Origin of the sequence: Paraburkholderia sp. A1BS-2L, assembly GCF_051125205.1 — a bacterium.
Taxonomy (GTDB): domain Bacteria; phylum Pseudomonadota; class Gammaproteobacteria; order Burkholderiales; family Burkholderiaceae; genus Paraburkholderia.
Genome location: NZ_CP120428.1, coordinates 269,384 through 290,515, shown reverse-complemented (window position 1 = coordinate 290,515; position 21,132 = coordinate 269,384). Strand labels below are relative to the sequence as shown.

General features: G+C 67.5%; 21 protein-coding genes. 4 read left to right on the top strand and 17 right to left on the bottom strand.

What is annotated here, in order from left to right; translation table 11 throughout:
- Window positions 1-6 precede the first annotated feature (6 nt).
- From P5W98_RS01260 to P5W98_RS01235, 6 genes are all read right to left on the bottom strand, one after another.
- On the bottom strand, window positions 7-1,368 hold the full coding sequence (locus tag P5W98_RS01260; RefSeq protein WP_421022862.1) for a sigma-54-dependent transcriptional regulator: 1,362 nt from the start codon (window positions 1,366-1,368) through the stop codon (window positions 7-9).
- Window positions 1,369-1,388: 20 nt separating this feature from the next.
- Window positions 1,389-3,377 (bottom strand): sensor histidine kinase, encoded by a 1,989-nt coding sequence (locus tag P5W98_RS01255; RefSeq protein WP_421073449.1) that lies wholly within the window; start codon window positions 3,375-3,377, stop codon window positions 1,389-1,391.
- Window positions 3,378-3,594: 217 nt separating this feature from the next.
- Window positions 3,595-4,878: a dicarboxylate/amino acid:cation symporter gene (locus P5W98_RS01250; RefSeq protein WP_421022860.1), complete on the bottom strand. Its 1,284-nt coding sequence runs from the start codon at window positions 4,876-4,878 to the stop codon at window positions 3,595-3,597.
- Between the two features lie 455 nt (window positions 4,879-5,333).
- Window positions 5,334-6,335, bottom strand: a complete 1,002-nt coding sequence (gene lipA / locus P5W98_RS01245; RefSeq protein WP_421044567.1) for a lipoyl synthase — start codon at window positions 6,333-6,335, stop codon at window positions 5,334-5,336.
- A gap of 14 nt (window positions 6,336-6,349) precedes the next feature.
- Window positions 6,350-7,219, bottom strand: a complete 870-nt coding sequence (gene lipB, locus P5W98_RS01240; protein WP_421022858.1) for a lipoyl(octanoyl) transferase LipB — start codon at window positions 7,217-7,219, stop codon at window positions 6,350-6,352.
- 58 nt (window positions 7,220-7,277) lie between these two features.
- Window positions 7,278-7,604, bottom strand: a complete 327-nt coding sequence (locus tag P5W98_RS01235; RefSeq protein WP_421022857.1) for a DUF2917 domain-containing protein — start codon at window positions 7,602-7,604, stop codon at window positions 7,278-7,280.
- Between the two features lie 99 nt (window positions 7,605-7,703).
- Here P5W98_RS01235 and P5W98_RS01230 point away from each other — a divergent pair, with 99 nt between their 5' ends.
- The gene (locus tag P5W98_RS01230) at window positions 7,704-8,681 is read left to right on the top strand and encodes a transcriptional regulator GcvA (protein ID WP_421022856.1); all 978 of its coding nucleotides are present in this window, start codon (window positions 7,704-7,706) and stop codon (window positions 8,679-8,681) included.
- 100 nt (window positions 8,682-8,781) lie between these two features.
- Here P5W98_RS01230 and P5W98_RS01225 read toward each other — a convergent pair whose 3' ends face one another.
- The 10 genes from P5W98_RS01225 to P5W98_RS01180 all read right to left on the bottom strand — a co-directional run bounded on the left by P5W98_RS01225 (window position 8,782) and on the right by P5W98_RS01180 (window position 17,930).
- Window positions 8,782-9,081, bottom strand: coding sequence for a DUF493 family protein (locus tag P5W98_RS01225; protein WP_421022855.1), 300 nt, complete (start codon window positions 9,079-9,081; stop codon window positions 8,782-8,784).
- A gap of 39 nt (window positions 9,082-9,120) precedes the next feature.
- Window positions 9,121-10,116 (bottom strand): D-amino acid aminotransferase, encoded by a 996-nt coding sequence (locus tag P5W98_RS01220; protein WP_421073448.1) that lies wholly within the window; start codon window positions 10,114-10,116, stop codon window positions 9,121-9,123.
- Window positions 10,117-11,331: a D-alanyl-D-alanine carboxypeptidase family protein gene (locus P5W98_RS01215; protein WP_421025149.1), complete on the bottom strand. Its 1,215-nt coding sequence runs from the start codon at window positions 11,329-11,331 to the stop codon at window positions 10,117-10,119. It abuts the gene before it with no gap.
- A gap of 251 nt (window positions 11,332-11,582) precedes the next feature.
- Window positions 11,583-12,215, bottom strand: coding sequence for an alpha/beta hydrolase (locus tag P5W98_RS01210; protein WP_421022853.1), 633 nt, complete (start codon window positions 12,213-12,215; stop codon window positions 11,583-11,585).
- A 24-nt stretch (window positions 12,216-12,239) separates the two neighbouring features.
- Complete coding sequence (locus tag P5W98_RS01205; protein WP_035524047.1) at window positions 12,240-12,566, bottom strand: (2Fe-2S) ferredoxin domain-containing protein; 327 nt, start codon at window positions 12,564-12,566, stop codon at window positions 12,240-12,242.
- A gap of 187 nt (window positions 12,567-12,753) precedes the next feature.
- A complete protein-coding gene (locus tag P5W98_RS01200; protein ID WP_421022852.1) occupies window positions 12,754-13,935 on the bottom strand; it encodes a VanZ family protein in 1,182 nt (393 codons plus the stop codon).
- Between the two features lie 61 nt (window positions 13,936-13,996).
- Window positions 13,997-14,674 carry an ABC-type transport auxiliary lipoprotein family protein gene (locus P5W98_RS01195; RefSeq protein WP_421022851.1) on the bottom strand — a complete coding sequence of 226 codons (678 nt, stop codon included), beginning with the start codon at window positions 14,672-14,674 and terminating at the stop codon, window positions 13,997-13,999.
- Window positions 14,675-14,756: 82 nt separating this feature from the next.
- Window positions 14,757-15,722 carry an MlaD family protein gene (locus tag P5W98_RS01190; RefSeq protein WP_421073447.1) on the bottom strand — a complete coding sequence of 322 codons (966 nt, stop codon included), beginning with the start codon at window positions 15,720-15,722 and terminating at the stop codon, window positions 14,757-14,759.
- 127 nt (window positions 15,723-15,849) lie between these two features.
- Window positions 15,850-16,731: an ABC transporter ATP-binding protein gene (locus P5W98_RS01185; protein WP_421025148.1), complete on the bottom strand. Its 882-nt coding sequence runs from the start codon at window positions 16,729-16,731 to the stop codon at window positions 15,850-15,852.
- 77 nt (window positions 16,732-16,808) lie between these two features.
- Entirely contained in the window at window positions 16,809-17,930 is a 1,122-nt protein-coding gene (locus P5W98_RS01180; protein ID WP_421073882.1) for an MlaE family ABC transporter permease, read from the bottom strand.
- Window positions 17,931-18,302: 372 nt separating this feature from the next.
- Here P5W98_RS01180 and P5W98_RS01175 point away from each other — a divergent pair, with 372 nt between their 5' ends.
- The 3 genes from P5W98_RS01175 to P5W98_RS01165 all read left to right on the top strand — a co-directional run bounded on the left by P5W98_RS01175 (window position 18,303) and on the right by P5W98_RS01165 (window position 20,457).
- Entirely contained in the window at window positions 18,303-19,214 is a 912-nt protein-coding gene (locus P5W98_RS01175; protein WP_421022849.1) for a biotin--[acetyl-CoA-carboxylase] ligase, read from the top strand.
- Entirely contained in the window at window positions 19,211-20,140 is a 930-nt protein-coding gene (locus P5W98_RS01170; protein ID WP_421022848.1) for a type III pantothenate kinase, read from the top strand. Before P5W98_RS01175 ends, P5W98_RS01170 begins: the two co-directional genes overlap by 4 nt.
- Before the next feature lie 74 nt (window positions 20,141-20,214).
- Window positions 20,215-20,457, top strand: coding sequence for a hypothetical protein (locus tag P5W98_RS01165; protein ID WP_421022847.1), 243 nt, complete (start codon window positions 20,215-20,217; stop codon window positions 20,455-20,457).
- Between the two features lie 63 nt (window positions 20,458-20,520).
- On the opposite strand, the gene rfaE2 is transcribed toward P5W98_RS01165, so the two are convergent.
- Complete coding sequence (gene rfaE2 / locus P5W98_RS01160; protein WP_421022846.1) at window positions 20,521-21,006, bottom strand: D-glycero-beta-D-manno-heptose 1-phosphate adenylyltransferase; 486 nt, start codon at window positions 21,004-21,006, stop codon at window positions 20,521-20,523.
- Between the last annotated feature and the right edge of the window lie 126 nt (window positions 21,007-21,132).

Here is a 21,132-nt window from a genome sequence, read left to right as displayed (position 1 = left end):
CTCACTTCACCCGCGCGCGTCGCTCTCCCCCCGCGCCACCAGCCCATAACGGCGCATCTTCTCGTAGAGCGTGGCCTTCGCCATCTGCAACCGCTCGGCGGCGTGCGCGACCGCGCCGTGCGTCTGCTGGAGCGCGTCGGCAATCAGCGCGCGCTCGTACTGCTCGACGCGCTCCTTGAGCGGCAGCGCGTCGGCGGCGCCGCTCGCGGCCTGTGTCGCAACATCGTCGGGAATGCCAAGCACATAGCGGTCCGCCGCGTTGCGCAGCTCGCGCACGTTACCCGGCCAGTCGCGCTGCGCGAGGCGCATGCGGTCGCGCTCGGTCAACAGCGGCGCGGGGCGCTGGTAACGCACCGCCGCATCCAGCAAGAAGTGCTCGAAGAGCGGCACGATGTCTTCGCGGCGCTCGGCGAGCGGCGGCAACGCGATCGTCACCACGTTCAGGCGATATAGCAAATCGCGCCGAAAGGTGCCCGCCGCGACGTGCTCCAGCATGTCGCCCTTGGCCGCCGCGACCACGCGCAAGTCCACGCGCACCGGCTGGTTCGAGCCGAGGCGCTCCAGCACGCCGTCCTGCAGCACGCGCAAGAGCTTCACCTGGAGCGCGAGCGGCATGCTTTCGATCTCGTCGAGAAAGAGCGTGCCGCCCGTGGCGTGCTCGAGCTTGCCGATGCGCCGCTTGGCTGCGCCCGTGAACGCGCCGGGTTCATAGCCGAACATCTCCGATTCGAACATCGGCTCGGGCAGCGCGCCGCAGTTCACGGCCACGAATGGCTTGTCGCGACGCGGCGAGAGCTCGTGCAGGCTGCGCGCGATCAGCTCCTTGCCGGCACCGGTGTCGCCGTTGATGAGCACCGAAGCATCCGTGGGCGCGATGTTGGCGATCAGCCGCCGCACCTGCTCGATCGCCGGACTCTTGCCGATGATGCGCGGCGCAAGCGTGTCCTGCCCTGCCAGTTCGCGGCGCAGCGCGAGGTTTTCGAGCATCAGCGTGCGGCGCTCCAACGCGCGCCGCACTGTTTCGATCAGGCGCTCGGAAGCGAACGGCTTCTCGATGAAATCGTAGGCGCCGTCGCGCATCGCCTGCACGGCCATCGAGATGTCGCCGTGCCCCGTGACGAGGATCACCGGCACGTCGGGCGCACGCTCGTGGCACTGCGCGAGCAGATCGAGCCCGCTCATGCCGGGCAAGCGGATGTCGCTCACCACGACGCCGGCGAACTCGGCGTCCACGAGCGGCAGCGCGGCCTCGGCATTGGCGAAGCCGGCCGCGTCGAAGCCCGCGAGCTGCAGGCTCTGCACGCCGGCGCGCCGCACCAGTTCCTCGTCCTCCACATAGAGCACCCGGCCGGGCATCGAGCTGATCATGTTCGTTCGCCTTCCTTAATTCAGTGTTGCATGCCGTTCGCGGGCGGCGGCGTGGGTTCGTTGGCTGCCGCGAGGGCCGCATTCACTCGCGTGCGGCGCAGCGTCAGCACGAAGCAGGCACCACCCGGCGCCGCACAATTCGTCTCACCATCGGCCGCCCCCCCGGGGGCGTTGTACGCCGCGAGCGTGCCGCCGCAATCGCGCGCAATCGACGAAGAGATCGCCAGCCCCAAGCCCAAGCCCTGCCCCATCTCCTTCGTGGTGAAGAACGGCTCGAACAGGCGCGGCATGACCTCGGCGGGAATGCCCGGCCCGTTGTCGCACACGACGATCTCGATGGTCGCCGGCCGCGCGCGCACGTCGATGGCGATGCGGGGCGCGCTCGTCCCGGCGACCGCGTCGAGCGCGTTGCCGATCAGGTTGATGAGCACCTGCTCGAGCCGCAGGTCATCGCACTGCGCGACCAGTTCGGGATAGTCGTTGTGCGTATCGAGCGGCGCGCTGGCGGCGTCGCCGTCGGTGACGGTGAGCACGACGCTCACGCCGTCGAGACGCTTGCCGAGCAGCCCGAGCGCATTGCGCAGCGCGCGCGCCACCGGCGAGCGCTGGCTCTTCGGCTTCGCGCGCCCCACGAACAGCTTGAGCTGATTCACGATCTTGCCCATGCGCTCGGTGAGCGAGCCGATCGCTTCCAGATTCTCGTGCGCCACGTCGTACTGGCCGCGCTCCAGAAACACGCGGGTGTTGTCCGAGAAGCTGCGCAGCGCCGCGAGCGGCTGATTGAGCTCGTGCGTGATGCCGGCCGCCATCTGTCCGAGCGCGGCGAGCTTGCTCGCCTGGATCAGCTCGTCTTGAGTCGCGCGCAGCTCCGCCTCGGTGCGCGTGCGCTCGGCCACTTCGCGCTGCAGGCGCTCGTTGGCCTGCGAGAGATCGGCGGTGCGCTCGGCCACGCGGTCATTGAGCATGGCGTAGGCCTTTTGCAGCATCGCGCGGCTGCGCAGCACTTCCTGCACACGCGCGCGGCGCATGCGCCAGTAGAACGCCAGCAGGCACAGCGAGACGTAGCCGAAGCCCGTCATGATCGTCGCGTTGCGCGCCGCGTCCTGCACCGGGTCGACCGGCGACATCGTCACGAGATGCCAGTCGGGCTCGCCAAGCGCGCGGCGCGTCTCCAGATAGCGCGGCGCGCGCAGGCCGCTGCCGATGCGCACGATATCGGCGCCGCCCTCCAGCACGCGCTCCACGCTCACCGGAAGCGGCGCAATGTCCTGACGCGCGTACTGGCGCGTCTCGTCGATGGAGGCCACCACGTCGGCGGGCAGCGGGCGCACCGTGCGGTACTTCCACGCGTTCACCGAGGAGAGAAAGATCACGCCGTGATCGTCGGTGACGAGCAGCGGCTCGGAGACGTCCGTGCCCGGAAACCATTCGAGGTTGAGCTTGACCACCGCCACGCCGACGATCTTGCCGTTGCGCCGCACCGGCTGCGAAATGTAGTAGCCCGGATCGTGCGAAATCGTGCCGATGCCGAAAAAGCGCCCCACGCCGCCCTTGGCGGCCTCGATGAAGTACGGCCGGAACTGGTAGCCCACGCCCACGAAGCTGTCCGGCCCGCGCCAGTTGCTCGCGGCGATGCACAGGCCATCGGCGCGGATGATGTAGGTCGTGGTGGCGCGCGCGTGGCGGTTCACGTCCTCGAGATAGCGGTTGGCCTGCGCGACCCAGTCGGGTTTCGGGTCGGCGAGCACATCCTGCACGAGCGGATGCGCGCCCACCAGGTACGGCAGCGATTCGTAGCGCTCAAGCGTGCTCTTGAGCGCCGCGGTCGTGCGGCCGTTGCGCACGGCGGCGTTGCGGCGCAGCACGTCGATGCCGGTCTGCCAGGCAAGCGACCACGCGAGCGTGCACACCGCCACGAGCCCGACGGCGAGCATGAACAACAGGATGAGACGGCGCGTCACGAAGGAGGCTTCCGGAGAATCGTGCGGGGATGAGGGCAATTGTGGCACACGCTTACCGCGCGAGGCGGCCCACGGTGAGGGACGGAAGCCGAAAAGGAAGGCGCCGGGGAATACGGAAGCGAACAGGCGCGCGGATAGCCGCGCAATCCGGAAAACCAGGGAAAACGGCGCGCGCCGGCTGGCGGCACGCGCTACCAAACAGGTACAGCGTCAGGTCATACGGAAGGCAGCGGCACGGCGGCCCACACCGCCGCACCGCACGGGCTTACACGCGCGCGCTCTCCTTCACATTCTCCGCCTGACCCGACAGCGCCGCGCGCAGCTTGCTGCGATCGAGCTCCTTCTCCCATGCCGAGACCACGACCGTCGCCACGCCGTTGCCGACGATGTTGGTGAGCGCGCGGCACTCGCTCATGAAGCGGTCGATGCCGAGGATCAGCACCATGCCCGAAAGCGGAATGGTCGGCACCACGGCGAGCGTTGCCGCGAGCGTGATGAAGCCCGCGCCGGTCACGCCGCTCGCGCCCTTCGAGGTGAGCATCGTCACTGCGAGCAGCGTGAGCTGCTGGGTCCACGTGAGATCGGTGTTGGTCGCCTGGGCGATGAAGAGCACCGCCATCGTCATGTAGATGTTGGTGCCGTCGAGGTTGAACGAATAGCCGGTCGGCACCACGAGGCCCACGACCGAGCGCGAGCAGCCGAGGCGTTCGAGCTTCTCCATCAGTTGCGGCAGCGCCGACTCCGACGAGCTCGTGCCCAGCACGATCAGCAGTTCTTCCTTGATGTAGGAAACGAAGCGGATGATCGAGAAGCCCGTGAAGCGCGCGATCGCGCCGAGCACCACCAGCACGAACACCACCGAGGTGAGATAGAACGTACCGATCAGCTTGAGCATCGGCAGGAGCGAGCCCACGCCGTACTTGCCGATAGTGAACGCCATCGCGCCGAATGCGCCGATGGGGGCGAGCTTCGTGACGATCTTGACGATGCCGAACAGCACGCCCGAGACGCTCTCGATGAAGTCAGTCACCACGCGGCCGCGATCGCCCAAGTGCGCGAGCACCGAGCCGAACAACAGCGCGATGAGCAGGATCTGCAGGATTTCGCCTTGCGCGAACGCCGAGAACATCGTGTCCGGAATGATGTGCATCAGGAAGTCGACAGTGCTCTGGCCATGCGCCTTCGCCGCGTAGCTCGCCACGGCCTTGCCGTCGAGCGTGTTGACATCGACGTTGAAGCCCGCGCCCGGCTTGAGCAAGTGCGTGGCCGCAAGACCGAGCACCAACGCGAAGGTCGAGACGATCTCGAAGTAGAGCAGCGCCTTGCCGCCCACGCGGCCCACCTTCTTCATGTCCTCCATGCCGGCGATGCCGGTCACGACGGTACAGAAGATGATCGGCCCGATCACCATCTTGATGAGCTTGATGAAGGCGTCGCCGAGCGGCTTCATGTCGATGGCGATGGCCGGCGAGTAGTGGCCGAGAACGATGCCGATGATGATCGCCACGATCACCTGGACGTAAAGGACTTTGTGCAGAGGTTTCTTCACGATTGGATCCTGCAAATGAGTTAAGCCGATGGCCGCGCTTTTACGAGCGCCTAGCCGCGACAGGTCTAAACGGGGGGATCAGCGAAACCAGAGGTAGGGATCGGACATCGGCTGTCTCCTTGTGTTTTTTGTCACGGCCTGAGTAGCCGCGCGATCTATAGAGCAAGGTTGATGCCAGCGACGCGCAGCGCCTTCAGCCTTGATGGGTAAGGCCTCTGCGTCTTGAAAGTGTAGGAAGAATCTGGATTTCCAGAAACGGAACTGGACAGCGTCCGGGTTTCCGGAACACGGGAGAAAATGGGGACGGGCGGCGAGCGGTTCTAATTTATCTGCGAATAGCTAAAGACGCACCAATGACGCCGCTGGAGCATTGCCTTTCGTGCGGGAGCGGAAGCAAAGGGCAAAAAAAAGCCCGCTTCAGCGGGCTTTTTCGCGTGCGAGACAACGCGGGCTTATCAAACCACCCCAGCGCCATGCGCCTGCACATCGGCGTGATAGCTCGAACGCACCATCGCGCCGACGGCCGCGTGCGTGAAGCCCATCTTGTACGCCTCTTCCTCATACATCTTGAAGGTGTCGGGATGCACGTACTCGCGCACCGGCAGGTGATGCTCCGACGGCTGGAGATACTGGCCGATCGTCAGCATGTCGACGTCGTGCTCGCGCAGGTCGCGCATGACCTGGAGGATCTCTTCCGGCGTCTCGCCAAGGCCCACCATCAGGCCCGACTTGGTCGCGACCTCGGGATGCAGCGCCTTGAAGTCCTTCAGCAGCTTGAGCGAGTGCGCGTAATCCGAACCAGGACGCGCTTCCTTGTAAAGACGCGGCACCGTTTCGAGATTGTGGTTCATGACATCGGGCGGCGCGGCGTTGAGAATGCCGATGGCGCGGTCCAGACGGCCCCGGAAGTCGGGCGTGAGAATCTCGATGCGCGTTTCCGGCGACTGCTCGCGCACCTGGCGGATGCATTCGACGAAGTGGCCGGCGCCGCCGTCACGCAGGTCGTCGCGGTCGACGCTCGTGATCACGACGTACTTGAGCTTGAGCGCGCCGATGGTGCGCGCGAGGTTGGCCGGCTCGTCCGGATCGAGCGGATCAGGGCGGCCATGGCCGACGTCGCAGAACGGGCAGCGGCGCGTGCACTTGTCGCCCATGATCATGAACGTGGCGGTGCCCTTGCCGAAGCATTCGCCGATGTTCGGGCAGCTCGCTTCCTCGCACACCGTGTGCAGGTTGTGCTCGCGCAGGATGTTCTTGATCTCGTAGAAACGCGAATTGCCGGTGGCCGCCTTCACGCGGATCCACTCGGGCTTCTTGAGCTTCTCGATCGGGATCACCTTGATCGGAATGCGCGATGTCTTGGCCTGCGCCTTCTGTTTCGCGGTGGCGTCGTAGGGTACGGCGTCGGCGGGTGTCGCTGCAGTGTTTTCAGCAGAATTCGCGGTTACGTCAGTCATTCGTTTCGATCCAGTCAGGCCGCCGGTGCAACGCCGGCCTGCGGTTGCGGCGGTTGTCCGCCCATGGTGGCCGATGTGGCCGGGTTCACCCCGGCCGCGGGTGCGGCTGAAGGGTCTGAGGCAGCGGCTTCGGCCACCGAAAGCGCTGCTGAAAGGGTCGAATCCCAATGTACGGCAAGATTCGCCTCGAGCCGGGCCGCCAGTGTGGCGGCCACGTCTTGCCAAGACGCTTGCGCGCCCAGCGTGGCCATGTCGACGGTTTCGAGGCCTGCATACCCGCACGGGTTGATCGCGAGGAACGGGCTCAAGTCCATCGAGACGTTCAGGCTCACGCCGTGATAGCTGCAGCCGTGGCTAATCTTCAGGCCGAGTGCTCCGACCTTGGCGCCCACATGGGCCGCGCTGGGTCCGGGTGCGCCTTCTGGCACATAGATCCCGGGCGCGCCGGCCTTGCGTTCGCCCGCGAGATTATACGCCGCCAGAGTTTCGATCACGGCCTGCTCGATGAGCGTGACGAGCTCGCGCACCATCAGCTTGCGCCGCCGCAGGTCGAGCAGCAGATACGCCACGACCTGGCCCGGCCCGTGGTAGGTGATCTGGCCGCCGCGGTCGATCTGCACGAGCGGAATGCCGCTATTGGCAATCAGCAGGTGCTCGGGCTTGCCGGCCTGGCCGAGCGTGAAGACGGGTGGATGTTCGACGAGCCAGATTTCATCGGGCGTTTCTGCGTCGCGCTGCGCGGTGAATTCGCGCATGGCGTCGAAGCTCGCCTGGTAGGCCTCGTTGCCGCGCCAGCGCAAGATGGGCGGCGTGAAGCGCTCGTCCGTCGAGGCAGACTCGGATGAGGGTGAAGTTGGGGAGACTGAAACCGGGGTGGCGCACATGATCCCCGAAGTTTACCTAATTCGGGACAAGCGCGCCGCACTCCCTCGGCCGGGCACCTCAAACCGTGCGCCATCCGTCGCCGGCGTGGATGCCCCAACGCGCCGCGAGACGTGCGGCCCAGTCGAGCACGCGCTCGCTCACACGCGCCGGCGTCGCGAACGCGACCCAAGCCGCCCCGCCCTGCTCCGCGCCGATCCACAGCCGCTCGCCGCGCCGCAGCCGCAGCGTGTGGCCGGGTTCGAGCCAGTAGTCGGCGGTGTCGTCGCTGCGCGTGACCCAGACCGCGCCGCAGCGCACGGTCAGCCGCGTGCTGTGCGCCACCCGCACCGAAGCCACTTGATCCGCCGCCACTTCAAACGTGATATCCGAAGAAATTTCTCTCATTTTCGCCTCCGAAGGTGCCGCATCCATGGCTACAATCGTAGGCGCAGCAAGGGATCGGGCAAAACGATCAATTTTCACGGCTATGTGAGAAAAATTGCGATGGACCTGCGCCAGCTTCCAGCGCTCAACGCCCTCAAGGCGTTTGAGGCCGCCGCCCGCCACGAAAGCTTTTCGCGCGCCGCCGACGAGTTATTCGTCACGCACGGCGCGGTCAGCCACCAGATTCGCGCGCTCGAGGGCGAGCTCGGCATCGCGCTGTTCGCCCGCGACGGCAAGCGCGTGCGCCTCACCGACACGGGCCGCCGCTACGCGGGCCAGGTGCGCGACGCGCTCGCCCAACTGGCGCTCGCCACCCAGGAGATCCGGGCGGGCGACCGCGACCGGCGCCTCGTGGTGTCGATGCTCTCGTCGTTCGCCGCCCGCTGGGTCACGCCGCGCATTGGCCGCTTTATCGAGGCCCATCCGCAATGGGACGTCGAGCTGCAATCGACGAACTCGCTCGTCGATTTCGCGCGCGACGATGTCGACGTGGCCGTGCGCTTCGGCTACGGCCACTATCCCGGGCTGCACGCCGAACTCCTGCTCGACGAGATCTTCTTTCCCGCGTGCTCGCCGGACTTCAACGGCGGCAAGCTGCCCGAGGACCCGCGCGAGCTGGCGAAGCTGCCCCTTCTGCGCTCCGACGACGAACTCTGGCGCCCCTGGTTCGACGCGGCCGGCATGCACGACATGCCCGAGCCCAAGCGCGGCGTGCTCTACCAGGACTCGTCGAACCTGCTGCAGGCCGCCATGGACGGCCAGGGCATCGCGCTCGTGCGGCGCTCGCTCGCGATGCACGAGATCACGCGCGGGCGGCTCGTGCGGCTTTTCAAGGACATCGACGGACCAAGCCCGTGGCGCTACTACTTCATCTGCACGCAGCAGCGCATGCAGACCGAGCGCGTGCAGGCGTTTCGCGACTGGGTGTTCGACGAAGTCGCGCGCTTCCGGCGGCTCTATGAGAACGCCTGCGAAGCGGGCCCGCTGATGACGGCCGCCGCCGCGGCCCTGCGCGCACGCGAGGACGATGCGCTTTGAATCCGCGCTTTGAATCCGCGCTTTGAATCCGTAAACGCAACAAGGGCCGCCCGAAAGCAGCCCTTGCAACACACCCTCGCCAGCGCAACGCCGCGAGGTTTTACAGCACGATCTTCACCATCGGATGCCCGGTGAGCGCGCGATAGATATCGTCGAGATGCGCCTGGCTCGTCGTGCGCACGGTCACCGTGAGGCCCGTGTAGTTGCCGCCGCTCGACGGCCGCGATTCGATGGTCGCGGCGTCGAAGCTGCTGTCGAATTCGCGCAGCACGGCGACGATCGTGTCCTGAAACTCCGGATGCGTCTTGCCCATCACCTTGATGGGGAAATCGCAGGGGAATTCGATCAGGGATTCTTTGGCCGGCGCCTGAGCGCCGCCGTTCAGTACAGATGCAGTCATATTTCCACTTCCCTTAGCGTCTCATCGTGCGGCGCGGGCTTACTTGCCAGCTGCCGCATGAGCTTCGCGCGCCGCGAGCATCGCGTGCGCCTCGCGCGCTTTCGCGCGCTGATAACCCTCGTAAAGCGCCGCGAAGACCGGCCCCGGCTTGCCATTGCCCACCGCCTGACCATCGAGCGCGACCACCGGCAGGATTTCCTTGGTCGCCGAAGTCACGAGCATTTCGTCTGCGGCCCGCAGCGCCGCTTCGTCGATCTCGCGCGCCTCGAAGCGAATCCCGCACTCCTGCGCCAGTTCCTCGACGAGCCCGTAGCGGATGCCTTCGAGAATCTTGTTGCTGCGCGGCGGCGCGTAAAGCGCGCCGTCCTTCACGATCCATACGTTCGACGAAGACCCTTCGGTCAGCCAGCCGTCGCGCAGCTGGATCGTCTCGAACACCCCGTGCTCCACCGCGTTCTGCGCCATCAGCACATTGCCGAGCAGCGAGGTCGACTTGATGTCGCAATTGAGCCAGCGGCGGTCCTCGGCCGTGACGCAGGCCACGCCGCTCGCGCGCTGCGCGGCGCTGGGCAGCACGAGCGGGCTGACCATCACGAACACGGTGGGCTTCGCGCCCGCCGGGAACGCGTGGCCGCGCTTCGCCACGCCGCGCGTCACCTGCAGGTAGACGTTCGCGTGCGCATCGCGCGCGAGTGCGCCCGCGGCCTCGTTCGCCTCGATCACGCGCGCGATGAGCGCACGCCAGCCGGCCTGGTCGTTCGGATTCGCAATGCCCACCTTGTCCAGCGAGCGCGCAAGCCGCGCGAGATGCTGCGCGATGCGAAACGGCACGCGCAGCTTGGCCGCGCCGCCCCCGGCTTCGTGCGTATCCAGCGCGTAGGCCGGCACCACTTCGTAGATGCCGTCGCCGAAGATGAAGCCGCGGTCGAGCACCGGCACGCGCGCTTCGGAAAGCGGCGTGAGCACGCCGCCGCGCCCACAGTCGAGCCAGACGAGCGGCTCGGCTTCATGCGCGGCCGTTGTCGATGCGTCCATTTACTTCTTCTTGTTGAACATGAGCATGAGCGAATCCCACACGCGGCCCGCAATGCCGGCTTGCGGCACCGCCTGGAGAGCGACCAGCGGGAATTGCGCGAGGACCTTGCCGTCGGCGCCGACGAACTTCGCCGTGCCCACCTGCTGCCCGTCCGCGAGCGGCGCGATCAGCGGGGTCGTGATCTCGACCTGCGGCTTGGCCTTGTCGGCGGCGCCCTTGGGCAGCGTCACGAACTGATCCTTCTTCACGCCCACCTTCACGGAATCCGTCGCACCCTTGTAGACGCGCGGCGTGGCCACGGCCTGGTTCGCCGCATAGATGCGCGTGCTGTCGTAGGCGCTATAGCCGTAGTTCAGCATCTTCATGCTGTCCTGAACCCGGTCGTGCTCCTTTTGCTCGCCCATCATCACCGAGACGAGACGGCGGTCGCCGCCGCCCGCGAGCGGACGCTTGGCCGACGCGATCAGGCAGTAGCCCGCCGCCTTGGTGTGGCCGGTCTTCAGGCCGTCGACGGTCGGGTCGATCCACAGCAGGCGGTTGCGGTTCGGCTGCTTGATCTTGTTGTACGTGAACTCCTTCACCGAGAAGATGCTGTAGTACTCGGGATAGTCGCGGATCATGCGCGCGGAGAGCGTGGCAAGGTCGCCGGCCGTCGTGTAGTGATTCGGGTCGGGCATGCCGTTCACGTCGGCGAAATGCGTGTGCGCCATGCCGAGCTTCTGCGCCTCGGCGTTCATCATGTTGACGAAGTTCGCCTCGCTGCCGCCCACGAGCTCCGCGAGTGCGATCGCCGCATCGTTGCCCGACTGCACAATCATGCCGTACACGAGGTCATGCACCGACACCGGCTTGTTCGCCTCGATGAACATGCGCGATTCGTCGGTGCGCACGCGGCGCACGGCTTCGCTCGGCGTGACGATCTGCTCCATCGTGATCTTCTTGGCCTGCAGCGCCTCGAACACGAGGTAGGCGGTCATCAGCTTCGTGAGCGAGGCCGGCTCGACGCGCTCGTCGGCGTTGCCCGAGGCGAGCACCTGGTTCGCGGTAGCGTCCATGAGCACCCACGAGCGCGCGTTCACCGCGGGCGGCGGCACCTGCGCGAACGCGCTCGCGCTCGCGAGGAGCGCGGCGGGCAGCATGGCGCCGAGCGTGACGTTGCGGACAGTGGAGGAAGAGACGAAGAAGGATTGCTGGCCGGAGGAGAGAAAACGCATAAGGTTCAGGTCGAACGGATTGGGGTCGGGATGAACGTTGCGCGCCACGAGGCGCGCAGATGGGAGGCCGAAGTCAGGAGCCAAAGTGGGGAGCTAACTGCGGCGCCTCGCTCACACGCCGGAATACAGGAAAACGGGCGCGGCGGTGCGCAAAAAAAGACGGCCCATTATACGCGCCACGTGATGGCGTTTTTCCAACTGGGCACACGTTTGCGCGTACCTGTCGCGCATTTCGTACTTCATCTATCACATCAACGCCAGGCGTCGACAATGATGCGCTTGAGGATGTGCAGCTTGCGATGCAGAAAGTGTTCTGCCCCTGGAATCACGACAATCGGCAACTCCTGCGGGCGCGCCCATTCGTACACGGAGAGAATCGGCACGGTTTCGTCGAGCTCGCCGTGAATCAGCAGCGTGTCCTCGCGCACCGGCGCGACTTCCCAGCGGCTGGCCGCGGTGCCCACGAACACCATGCGCTCGATCTGGCCGCCGGCTTCCTGATAGCGCTTCGCCACGTGCGAAAGCACGAAGGTGCCGAACGAGAAGCCCGCGAGCACGAGCGGCATGTCGGCCTGGCCCGGCTGTGCGCGCATGTAGCCGATGAGTTCGAGCAGGTCGTCCTGTTCGCCGATGCCGTTGTCATGCGTGCCGGCCGTGGTGCCGACGCCGCGAAAGTTCGACCGGTAAGTCACGTAGCCGAGCTGCACAAGCGTGCGCGCGAGGGTCTGCGCGACCTTGTTGTCCATGGTTCCGCCAAACAGCGGATGCGGATGCGCGACAAGCGCGATGCCGCGCACGGGCGTGTTCGCGTCGGGCCTGTCGAGCGCGCATTCGATCTGGCCGACGGGGCCGTCGATATGGAATTTTTCGGTTTGTGCGTTCATCGTTGCGGATCTTGCGTGATGTTCTTAGCGGTCGATCTTCAGGCGCTCGACCACCTGGCCGTTCTGCAGATGCGAGACGACGATTTCCTCGATGTCGCTCTCGTCGACATAGGTGTACCAGGTGCCTTCGGGATACACGACGACAGTGGGGCCCTCCTCGCAGCGGTCGAGGCAGCCGGCCTTGTTGATGCGCACCTTGCCCGGACCTGCGAGGCCCAGTTCCTTCACGCGCTTTTTCGCGTATTCCTGCATCGCCTGCGCGTTGCAGTTCGCGCAGCTCGGACGATCGGCGCCCGGGTCGCGCTGGTTCAGGCAGAAAAAGACGTGGTGTTGATAAAACGAATCGGTCATGGCGAGGGATACCGGTGAAGTGACGGGCGCGGCGCGCGTGGCGTTCGGCTCACGGTTGAATCACGTTCGCGCGCGGCTGGTGCAGTGCGGTTGGCGGAATGCGATCGATTATAGCGAGCGCGGCGCGAACGCTTCTCGCGCCATCCGCGTGCGTGCGGGACGCGAGGCCGCGCCTCGATGGCCACACTCAGCGGCTGGAGCGCACCCGATTCCGTGCGCGCCGCGCAAGCCACGCGCGTTCCAGCGAGAACGCCGTCCAGCCGAGCGCCGCCCAGGGCCACATCCACGCGAGCCAGCGCGCCAGCCCGTTGAAGTGCAGATAGCGGCCCTGACGCCAGTCGGCGAGCAGCACGTCGAAATAGGGACTCACCGGCAGCAGGTTCACGAGCACGAGCGAGACGGCCAGCGCTGCCGTCGCGGCGGCGGCGCGCGCCGTGCGCGGCAGGTACAGCGCGAGAAAGGCCGCGAGCGTGCCCCAGCCGAGACCCGCGAGCGCGCCGGGCGTGGCCCAGTCGAACAGCAGGCCGCTTTGCGACTGCAGGAAAGTCGCGCCCGCTTTCACGACGAGTGTGGTCGCGATCAGCAGCACGATGAGCCGCGCGCGCGGTGCACGAGCGCGCATCGGCAGCGAGGCGAACGCCGCCGCGCCGAACAGGTTGAGCGCGGTGACAAGCGTCTCCCAGTCCGATTCCGGCAGGCGCGCGACCAGCGCATCGGGCCACGCGCTCAGGTGCCACGCGGCGGGGACCCAGGCGAGCACCGCGCCTTGCATCGAAGCGTCGAAGCGCTCCCAGAGCGCGCGCGGCCAGTCGCCCATGCCGAACAGACGCGGCGCCGGAAACATCGTCGCGAACGGCCACAGCGCGGCCAGCACCATCAGCGCGCCGGCGTCGCGCTCGAACCAGCGAAAGCGCAGCCGTCGCAGGAAGCCGCGTTCGAGCAGCGCGCCCGTGGCCGGCGCGGCGATCGCCGCGCCGAGCAACGCGCCGAGCACGTTGGTGGCGAGGTCGAGATTCGAGGCGACGCGCGTGGGCAGATACGTCTGCACCGCCTCCATGACGCCCGACAGCAGCACGCCGCCGAGCGTGGCGAGCGCGACCGCCAGCAAGCCGCGGCAGCGCGGCCAGGCGGCGAGCACGGCCAGCGCGCCGAACGGCATGTAGCCGAGCACGTTGGTGACGACGTCGAAGACGGTCCAGTATTTCGGAAAGGGATCGCCGAGATAGTCGAAGGGACCGAGCCCGAGCGAGCGCCAGCCCGAGAACGGATACCACGAGGCGTAGACGATCAGTGCGGTGTAGAGCGCAAACGCCTGACGCGAGAGCGTAGAAGCCTGGCGCGGCAGCGCTTCGGGTTTGGGTGACGACATACCGCCAGTACCACCTCTTCTGATGCGTCCGGCCAGCCAGCGCGCCCGGACCTCGCGTTTCTCAAGGCGTGCCGGCGAACGCCTGGGCGCTCACCCACGCGCCGACCTGGCCCGCAAAATCGTCGCTCGCCGCGCGCAGCGCCGCCACGCCGCCTGCGGCGTCGGGCGTGCTCGCGGGTGCGCGCGCGACGAACGAGCGCTGCGCAATGACCTTGCCGCCGCGCATGAGCGTCGCGCGCGCGGCCAGCACGCCGGCGCTTTGCGTCGATGAGTCGAACACCTGCTCGAACTCGGTGAGTTCGACCTTCAGCAGGGGCGCCGGCACGGCATCGGCGCCCGAGAGCACGGTGGCGCGCGAGCCGAGCGCGCTGCGCAGGCGCAGCGTGAGCAGGCGCGCGGGCGACATCGTCCAGCGGCTGTCCGCGTAGCGGCCCGTGCGCTGCGAGTCGCCGTTCAGGCGGTAGAGGATGCCGTCGTGGTCGAGCGTCGGCGGCGCGTTCACTTCGAGCACCTTCAGCGGCGGCAGTGAGGCCGGCGACGGCGCAGTCGGAGCGGACGGAGCAGACAATGACGCCGCCGATGGGCTCGCCGCCTCCTGTTGCGGCCCCAGGTCGTAGTGGACCTCGGAAAGCGTGACGGAGCGGCCGGCGCACGCCGCCAGCATGCCGATGGCGAGCGCCGCGAGCGCGGCGCGATAAAGCCTCGGAAACGAGCGTGACGAAGTGGCGTGGCGTGACATTGCGGTTCCTTCCTGAAATGGCTTGCTGCGGTTCTTGCCGGTTTTTGCCCGAAGCGGCTTCGCGCCGGCTATTTCCCGTCCATTACTTCGCGCCCGCGCCGGCGGGCCAGGCAAAGCCCGGCTCGCCCGGCCCCGGCGCGGGCTGCGGCGCGCCGCCGAACAGCAAGCTGTTCGGGCTCGTGCTGAAGGTGCCTGCGGCCCGGTCCACCGAGCGCATCGCCGAGCGCACGTCCTCGGTCAGCGAGTCGACGCGCGGCAGCGTGTCATAGCCCACCCGCGCCGAGAGCTCCTGGATCGACGCATCGATCGAGCTCAGCGCCTGCCCCGCCTGGGCCGCCGCCCTGCCGGCCTTGTTCAGGTTGGTCTGGAACGGGCCGTCCGGGCGGTTCAGGCCGATAACGAGCTGATTGGTCGATTGCAGCGTCTTGCGCAGGTCCGTGACCGTGCCCGGCAGGAGCTTGGTGGCCGGCTCCAGTTGCTGCGCAATGATGTTCATACTGTCCGCGGCCTGCTGCACGCTGTTGACCGCCGCCATGATCTGCTTGCGGTTCTCCTCGCTCAGCATCTGGTCGGCGTCGGAGGCGATGCTGTCGAGCTTGCGCAGCAGCGCGTCGCCGCGCCGCTGCAACTGGTCGAGCAAGCCCGGGCGCAGCGGGATCTCGGCCACGTGCTTCTCCGACGAAACCAGCGGCGACAGATCGAGGCCGTTGTCGTCGAGCTGCACGAAGGCGATGCCCGTCACGCCCTGCAGCGCGAGCGAGCCGAAGGTGGAGCGCGTCATCGGCGCCTTCTGGTCGACCAGCACGCGGATGCGGATCTGCCCAGGATGGTTTGGATCGAATTTGATCGACTGGACCTTGCCGACGTCGAGCCCGCGGTAGCGCACGGCCGCATCGGGATAGAGCCCCGTCACGTTGCTGCGCGAGATCAGGTCGTAGGGCACGCGCACCGTATGGTCGGCGCTGAAGAACACGACCGCGAACGCAATCACCACCAGCAGACCGATTGTGAAGGCGCCCGCCCAGAACGCATGCGCTTTGTTTTCCATCGTCAGATTCCCTTGTTGGCGACGACTGCCGCCCTCAACCGCGCCACCGCCGGTGCGCCGATCCGTGCCGCCAGGAACGCGGCACGGCGCCGCTCGCGCGCACCCGTGCAGCCTCGCGTGATGCGCCTCAGCATGGCTTGGCGCCCACCGAAGCCGACGCGAGCGCCGCCGGCGGCAGCTTCGCGCGCCGCTCGGGCGGCAGCGCTTGCAGCGCGCGCCGGCCGCGCATGCCCAAAAAATATTCGCGGATGAACGGGTCGTCCACGCACGCAGCCTCCTCCACGGGCGCGGCCACCAGCACCTTGCGCTCGGCGATCACGGCCACGCGCGTGGACAGCGCGACCATGGCGTCGAGGTCGTGCGTGATCAGCACGACCGTGAGACCGAGCGCGCGATGCAGCGTGCTGATGAGCTCCACCACTTCGTCCGACGAACGCGGGTCGAGCCCCGCCGTCGGCTCGTCGAGAAACAGCAGTTCCGGCTCCAGCACGATCGCGCGCGCGAGGCCCACGCGCTTGACCATGCCGCCCGAGAGCGCGGCCGGCGGCTTCGAAGCGTGCTTGCACGGCAAGCCGACCATTTCGAGCTTGAGCATCACGATGTCGCGCAACAGGTCCGCCGGCACCTTGCCGAGCTCGCGCACCGGCTGCGCCACGTTGTCGAACACCGACAGCGACGAGAACAGCGCGCCGTGCTGGAACAGCATGCCGGTGCGCGTGCGCATGAGGCGCGCGCGCTCGGGCTCGATCGTCGAGATGTCTTCGCCGAACATCTTGATGGTGCCCGAGGTGGGCCGCTCGAGGCCGAGGATCTGGCGCACGAGCGTGGTCTTGCCCGAGCCCGAGCCGCCCACGATCGTGACAATCTCGCCGCGGCGGATGTCGAGGTTCAGATGCTGATGGACGATGTTGCGCCCATAGCGCTTGGTGAGATCGCGCACCTCGATGATGGGCTCGCCGATGACCGGCAACGGCAAGTCCTCGACCGCGCCCTTGAGCGGCGTGGTCATCGTGCCGGTCGTGGTCAGCGTGCCGGGCGCGCCCATCGTACGGGAGGCGCCGGGTGTTGCGGGTGTGCCGATCGCGCTCATGACAGCCCCACGTTCTGGAACAGAATCGCGAACACGGCGTCGGCAAGGATCACGATGGTGATGGAAGTCACGACCGAAGTGGTCGTGCCTTCGCCGAGGCTCTGCGAGTTCGCCTTGATGCGAAAGCCGAAGTGGCAGCCGACGATCGCCACCAGCATGCCGAACGCCACGCCCTTGCCCAGCCCGATCCACAGGTTCGCGATCGGCACCACGCCCGGCAGCGAGCGCACGAAGTACGAGATGTCGATGGCGAGCACCGCCTTGGCTGCGAGCGCGCCGCCGAGCAGCGCGATGATGTCGGTCCACATCACCAGCAGCGGCATGGCCACGCCGAGCGCGATCACGCGCGGCAGGATCAGGCGCAGGCCGTGCGAGATGCCCATCACGCGCATGGCGTCGAGCTCCTCGGTCACGCGCATCACGCCGATCTGCGCCGTGATGGCCGAGCCCGAGCGCCCCGCGACCAGAATGGCCGAGAGCACCGGCCCGAGCTCGCGGATCACCGCGAGGCCCAGAATATTCACGATGTACTGGTTTGCCCCGAAGAGCCGCAACTGCTGCGCCGACAGATACGAGAGCACGATGCCGATCAGAAACGCGACGAGCGCCGTGATCGGTAACGCACGCGTACCGGCGTTATAGATGTTCGCGGAAATCTCGATCCAGGGCGTGACCTTCGGCTTGCGCAGGATGAGGAGCAGATCGAGCACCACGCGGCCGAGCATGGCCAGGCCGCCGTACAGATGATCGCCGAACGAAAACATCGCAAGGCCGAGTTGTGTGACGGGGCCCGTGCGCACCACGCGCTCGGCGGGCTCGCGCACCGAATCGAGCAGCGCAATGCGCTCGAAGATGTCGCGCTGCGTGTCGGACAGCGCGACGAGATCGGCCGGCAGCTTGTGGCCCCAGACGCGCCAGAGTGCCTGGCCGCCCACGTGATCCATGCGCTCGATACGGGAGAGATCCCATTGCCCGATGCGCTCGTCAACGAGCGCGCCCAGACGCCGCGCCGCGCCGCCATTGTCGCGGTCGCGCGCGAGCGCCAGCGCGGTCCATTGACCGGACAGGCGCACGATTTTTCCGTGGGTGCCGGCCGCGATTTCGAGGCCGGGCGGCATCTCTTGAGTCAAGGCGGGACGCTCGGGCAAAAGAAGAAGTGATCAACCATTGTAGCGAACGAGCCCCGTTTCGTCGGTCGGGACGCGCACCGATCCGAGCGCCCGCGCGAAGCGCATACTGCGCTCATGGCTCGCTGTGGACAACGCTGTGGATGACCTGTTGGCAGCCTGTGGGCACGTTGTGGAATGCCCGAATATCGAGCGTGGCCGAGCGCATGTCGATCGACGCACGCCATCCCGGCGCCTGTGGATGATTCCGTGGATAACCTGTGGGCCAGCTGTGGGCAGCCTGTGAATTGCCTGCATAACAGGCAAAGCCCGGGATGAAATCCGCGTACGCGGCACGGTTGGCCGCCACTACAATACGAGACCATGATGACCCCTACCCCCAATACTCCGAGCGCCGACGACTGGCGCATCGACCGGGACCGCGCGGTGACGCTGTTCGGCCCGGCCGCGAACGACTGGCCCATCGAGATCGTAGAGGAAACCGGCTCGACCAACGCCGACCTGATGACGCGCCTGAAGGCGCTGCCGCATCGCGCCGACGCGCTCGCGCGCCCGATCGTGCGAGTGGCCTATCTGCAAACGGCGGGACGCGGCCGGCGTGGCCGCAGCTGGGTCGCCCAGCCCGGCGACGCGCTGCTGTTCTCGATCGGCTGCGTGCTGCCGCGCCCGATCGAAGGCCTCGCGGGGTTGAGCCTCGCGATCGGCTCGGCGCTCGTGGACGGCTTGCGCACGCTGCCCGTGGCCGCGCCCGGCCAGATCGCGCTCAAGTGGCCCAACGACGTGCTGCTCGAAGGCGACAAGCTGGTCGGCATCCTCGTCGAGACCGCGTGGAGCACGGCCGATGCGACGGCGGTGGTGATTGGCATCGGCACGAACGTGCGCCATCCGGAGGCGCTGGCGGCGAAGGTCGACGCGCTCAACGCCGACCCGGCCTCGCAGCAGGCCGCACCGGTGCCGGGCGCCGCGCCCACCGCGCTCTCGCGCGTGTGGCCCGCCGCCAATCTCACCGATGTGCTCGCCGCCGAGCTCAACGCGCTCGAAAGCGCGCTGCAACGCTTCGGCACGGCGGGCTTCGCGCCGTTCCAGGCGCGCTGGAACGCGTGCCACGCCTATGCGGGCCGCGAGGTCGCGCTCTACGAGCAAGGCGCCGAGATCTTGCGCGGCGTGGCCGTGGGCGTGGATGAGAGCGGCCAGTTGCTCGTCGATACTGCACGCGGCCGCGAGGCCGTCACGACCGGCGATATTTCCCTGCGGCTCGCGGGCAACGGCGCATGAGCGGTACGCGCAGCGCCCCGCATGCCGGCCCGTCCCCGTATCTGCTGATCGACGCAGGCAATAGCCGGATCAAATGGGCGCTGGTGGCCGCCGACGGCTCGCGCCTGCATGCGGGCGCGTCGAGCCACGACGCGGCCCCGGACATTTCATCGCCCGCCGCGGCGGCTGCCTCAACTGTTGCCCCAGCCGTTACCCCGGTCGTGCGCGACTTCGCCGACTGGTCGGCGCTGCCCGCGCCTGGCGGCGCGTGGATCTCGAACGTCGCGGGCGCGGCGGTGGCGCAGCGCATCGACGCCGCACTCGACGCCCACTGGCCAGGCCTCGCCCGCACGGTGATCCGCTCGGCCCGGCAGCAATGCGGCGTGACGAACAGCTACACGACGCCCGACGCACTCGGCAGCGATCGCTGGGCCGGCATGATCGGCGCGCACGCGGCGTTTCCGGACGAACCGCTGCTCATCGCCACCTTCGGCACCGCAACCACACTTGAGGCATTGCGCGCCGACGGCACCTTCGAGGGCGGCCTGATCGCGCCGGGCTGGTCGCTCATGATGCGCTCGCTGGGCGAGCACACGGCGCAATTGCCGGTGCTCGACGCGCATAACGCGCGCGGTCTGATCGGCGCGGCGCAGGGCGAGCCACGCTCCGGCGCGGGCATGAACGCGGAGCCAGCTGCGGCTTCATCGACACTTGGCCCGCTCTTCGCGACCGACACGAAACGCTCGATCTCGGCCGGTTGCGCGCTCGCCCAGGCGAGCCTGATCGAGCGCGCCTGGGCCGATTTGCAAGATGCGTGGAAAATGCCGGTCCGGCTGGTCGTGAGCGGCGGCGCGGCCGCCGAAGTGACAGCAGCGCTGAAGGTGCCGCATACTCGCCACGATGCATTGGTGCTCGCGGGCCTCGCAGTGATCGCGATGCAATCCTGAGCGCGCCCGGGCGCGCATGCTGCCGCACGGCGCGGCGGCGAACTTCAAGAACGAAATCGACGGAGTCTCACACGATGCTGCGCTGGCTGATCGCCATTCTGATTCTCGCCAACCTGCTCGCCTTCGGGGCGGTCCGCGGCCTGTTCGGCCCGGCCCCGCTGACGACCACGAGCGGCAACAAGCAACTGAACCGGCAGATCCACCCGGAAGGCCTGCTGGTTCGGCCGATCAAGGCCTCGGAGTCGTTGGACGTGCCCGTGGTGGGCGGCCCGATGGCCGATCCCGCCGTCAAGGCCTCCGAACTCTCGACGCAGTAATCCGGCCAGGCTGGCCTCGTCGGGCGCGCGAGCATGCAGCCGTGCGCCCGCCGACCAAACCGCTCAGCCCTGCTGCGCGCGCACTTTCTGCAGCAGCTTGGTGGTCGAGCGGTCGTGCTCGAAGGCGATGGCGAGCGCGCGGCCGCCCCAGCCGCGCACGAGCGCCGACTCGGGCAGCGCATCCATGTCGTAGTCGCCGCCCTTGACGAGAATGTCGGGATGTACGGCCTCGATCAGCTCGATCGGCGTTTGCTCGCCGAATTGCACCACCCAGTCCACGCTCTCCAGCGCCGCTAGTAGCGCCATGCGGTCATGCTCATTGTTGATCGGGCGGTCGTCGCCCTTGCCGAGCATGCGCACCGAGGCATCGCTGTTCACGCCGACGATCAGCGTCGCGCCCAGCGCCTTCGCATCGGCGAGATAGGTGACATGCCCGCGATGCAGGATGTCGAAAACGCCGTTGGTGAACACCACCGGGCCGGTCAGCGAGGCGCGCCGCTGCGCGAGCGCTTCGCGGGTCGTGATCTTGCGTTCGAAGGAAGCGGGCATGGGATTCGAATGGATCGCGGTTGAGAACGGAAGAAAAAGCACGCCGATGAAAAAACAGCCCGTCACGCGCGAGCGCTCCGGGCTGTCGGGTTCGCCGCGCCGCGGCGGGCGCGAGACGAACGGTGT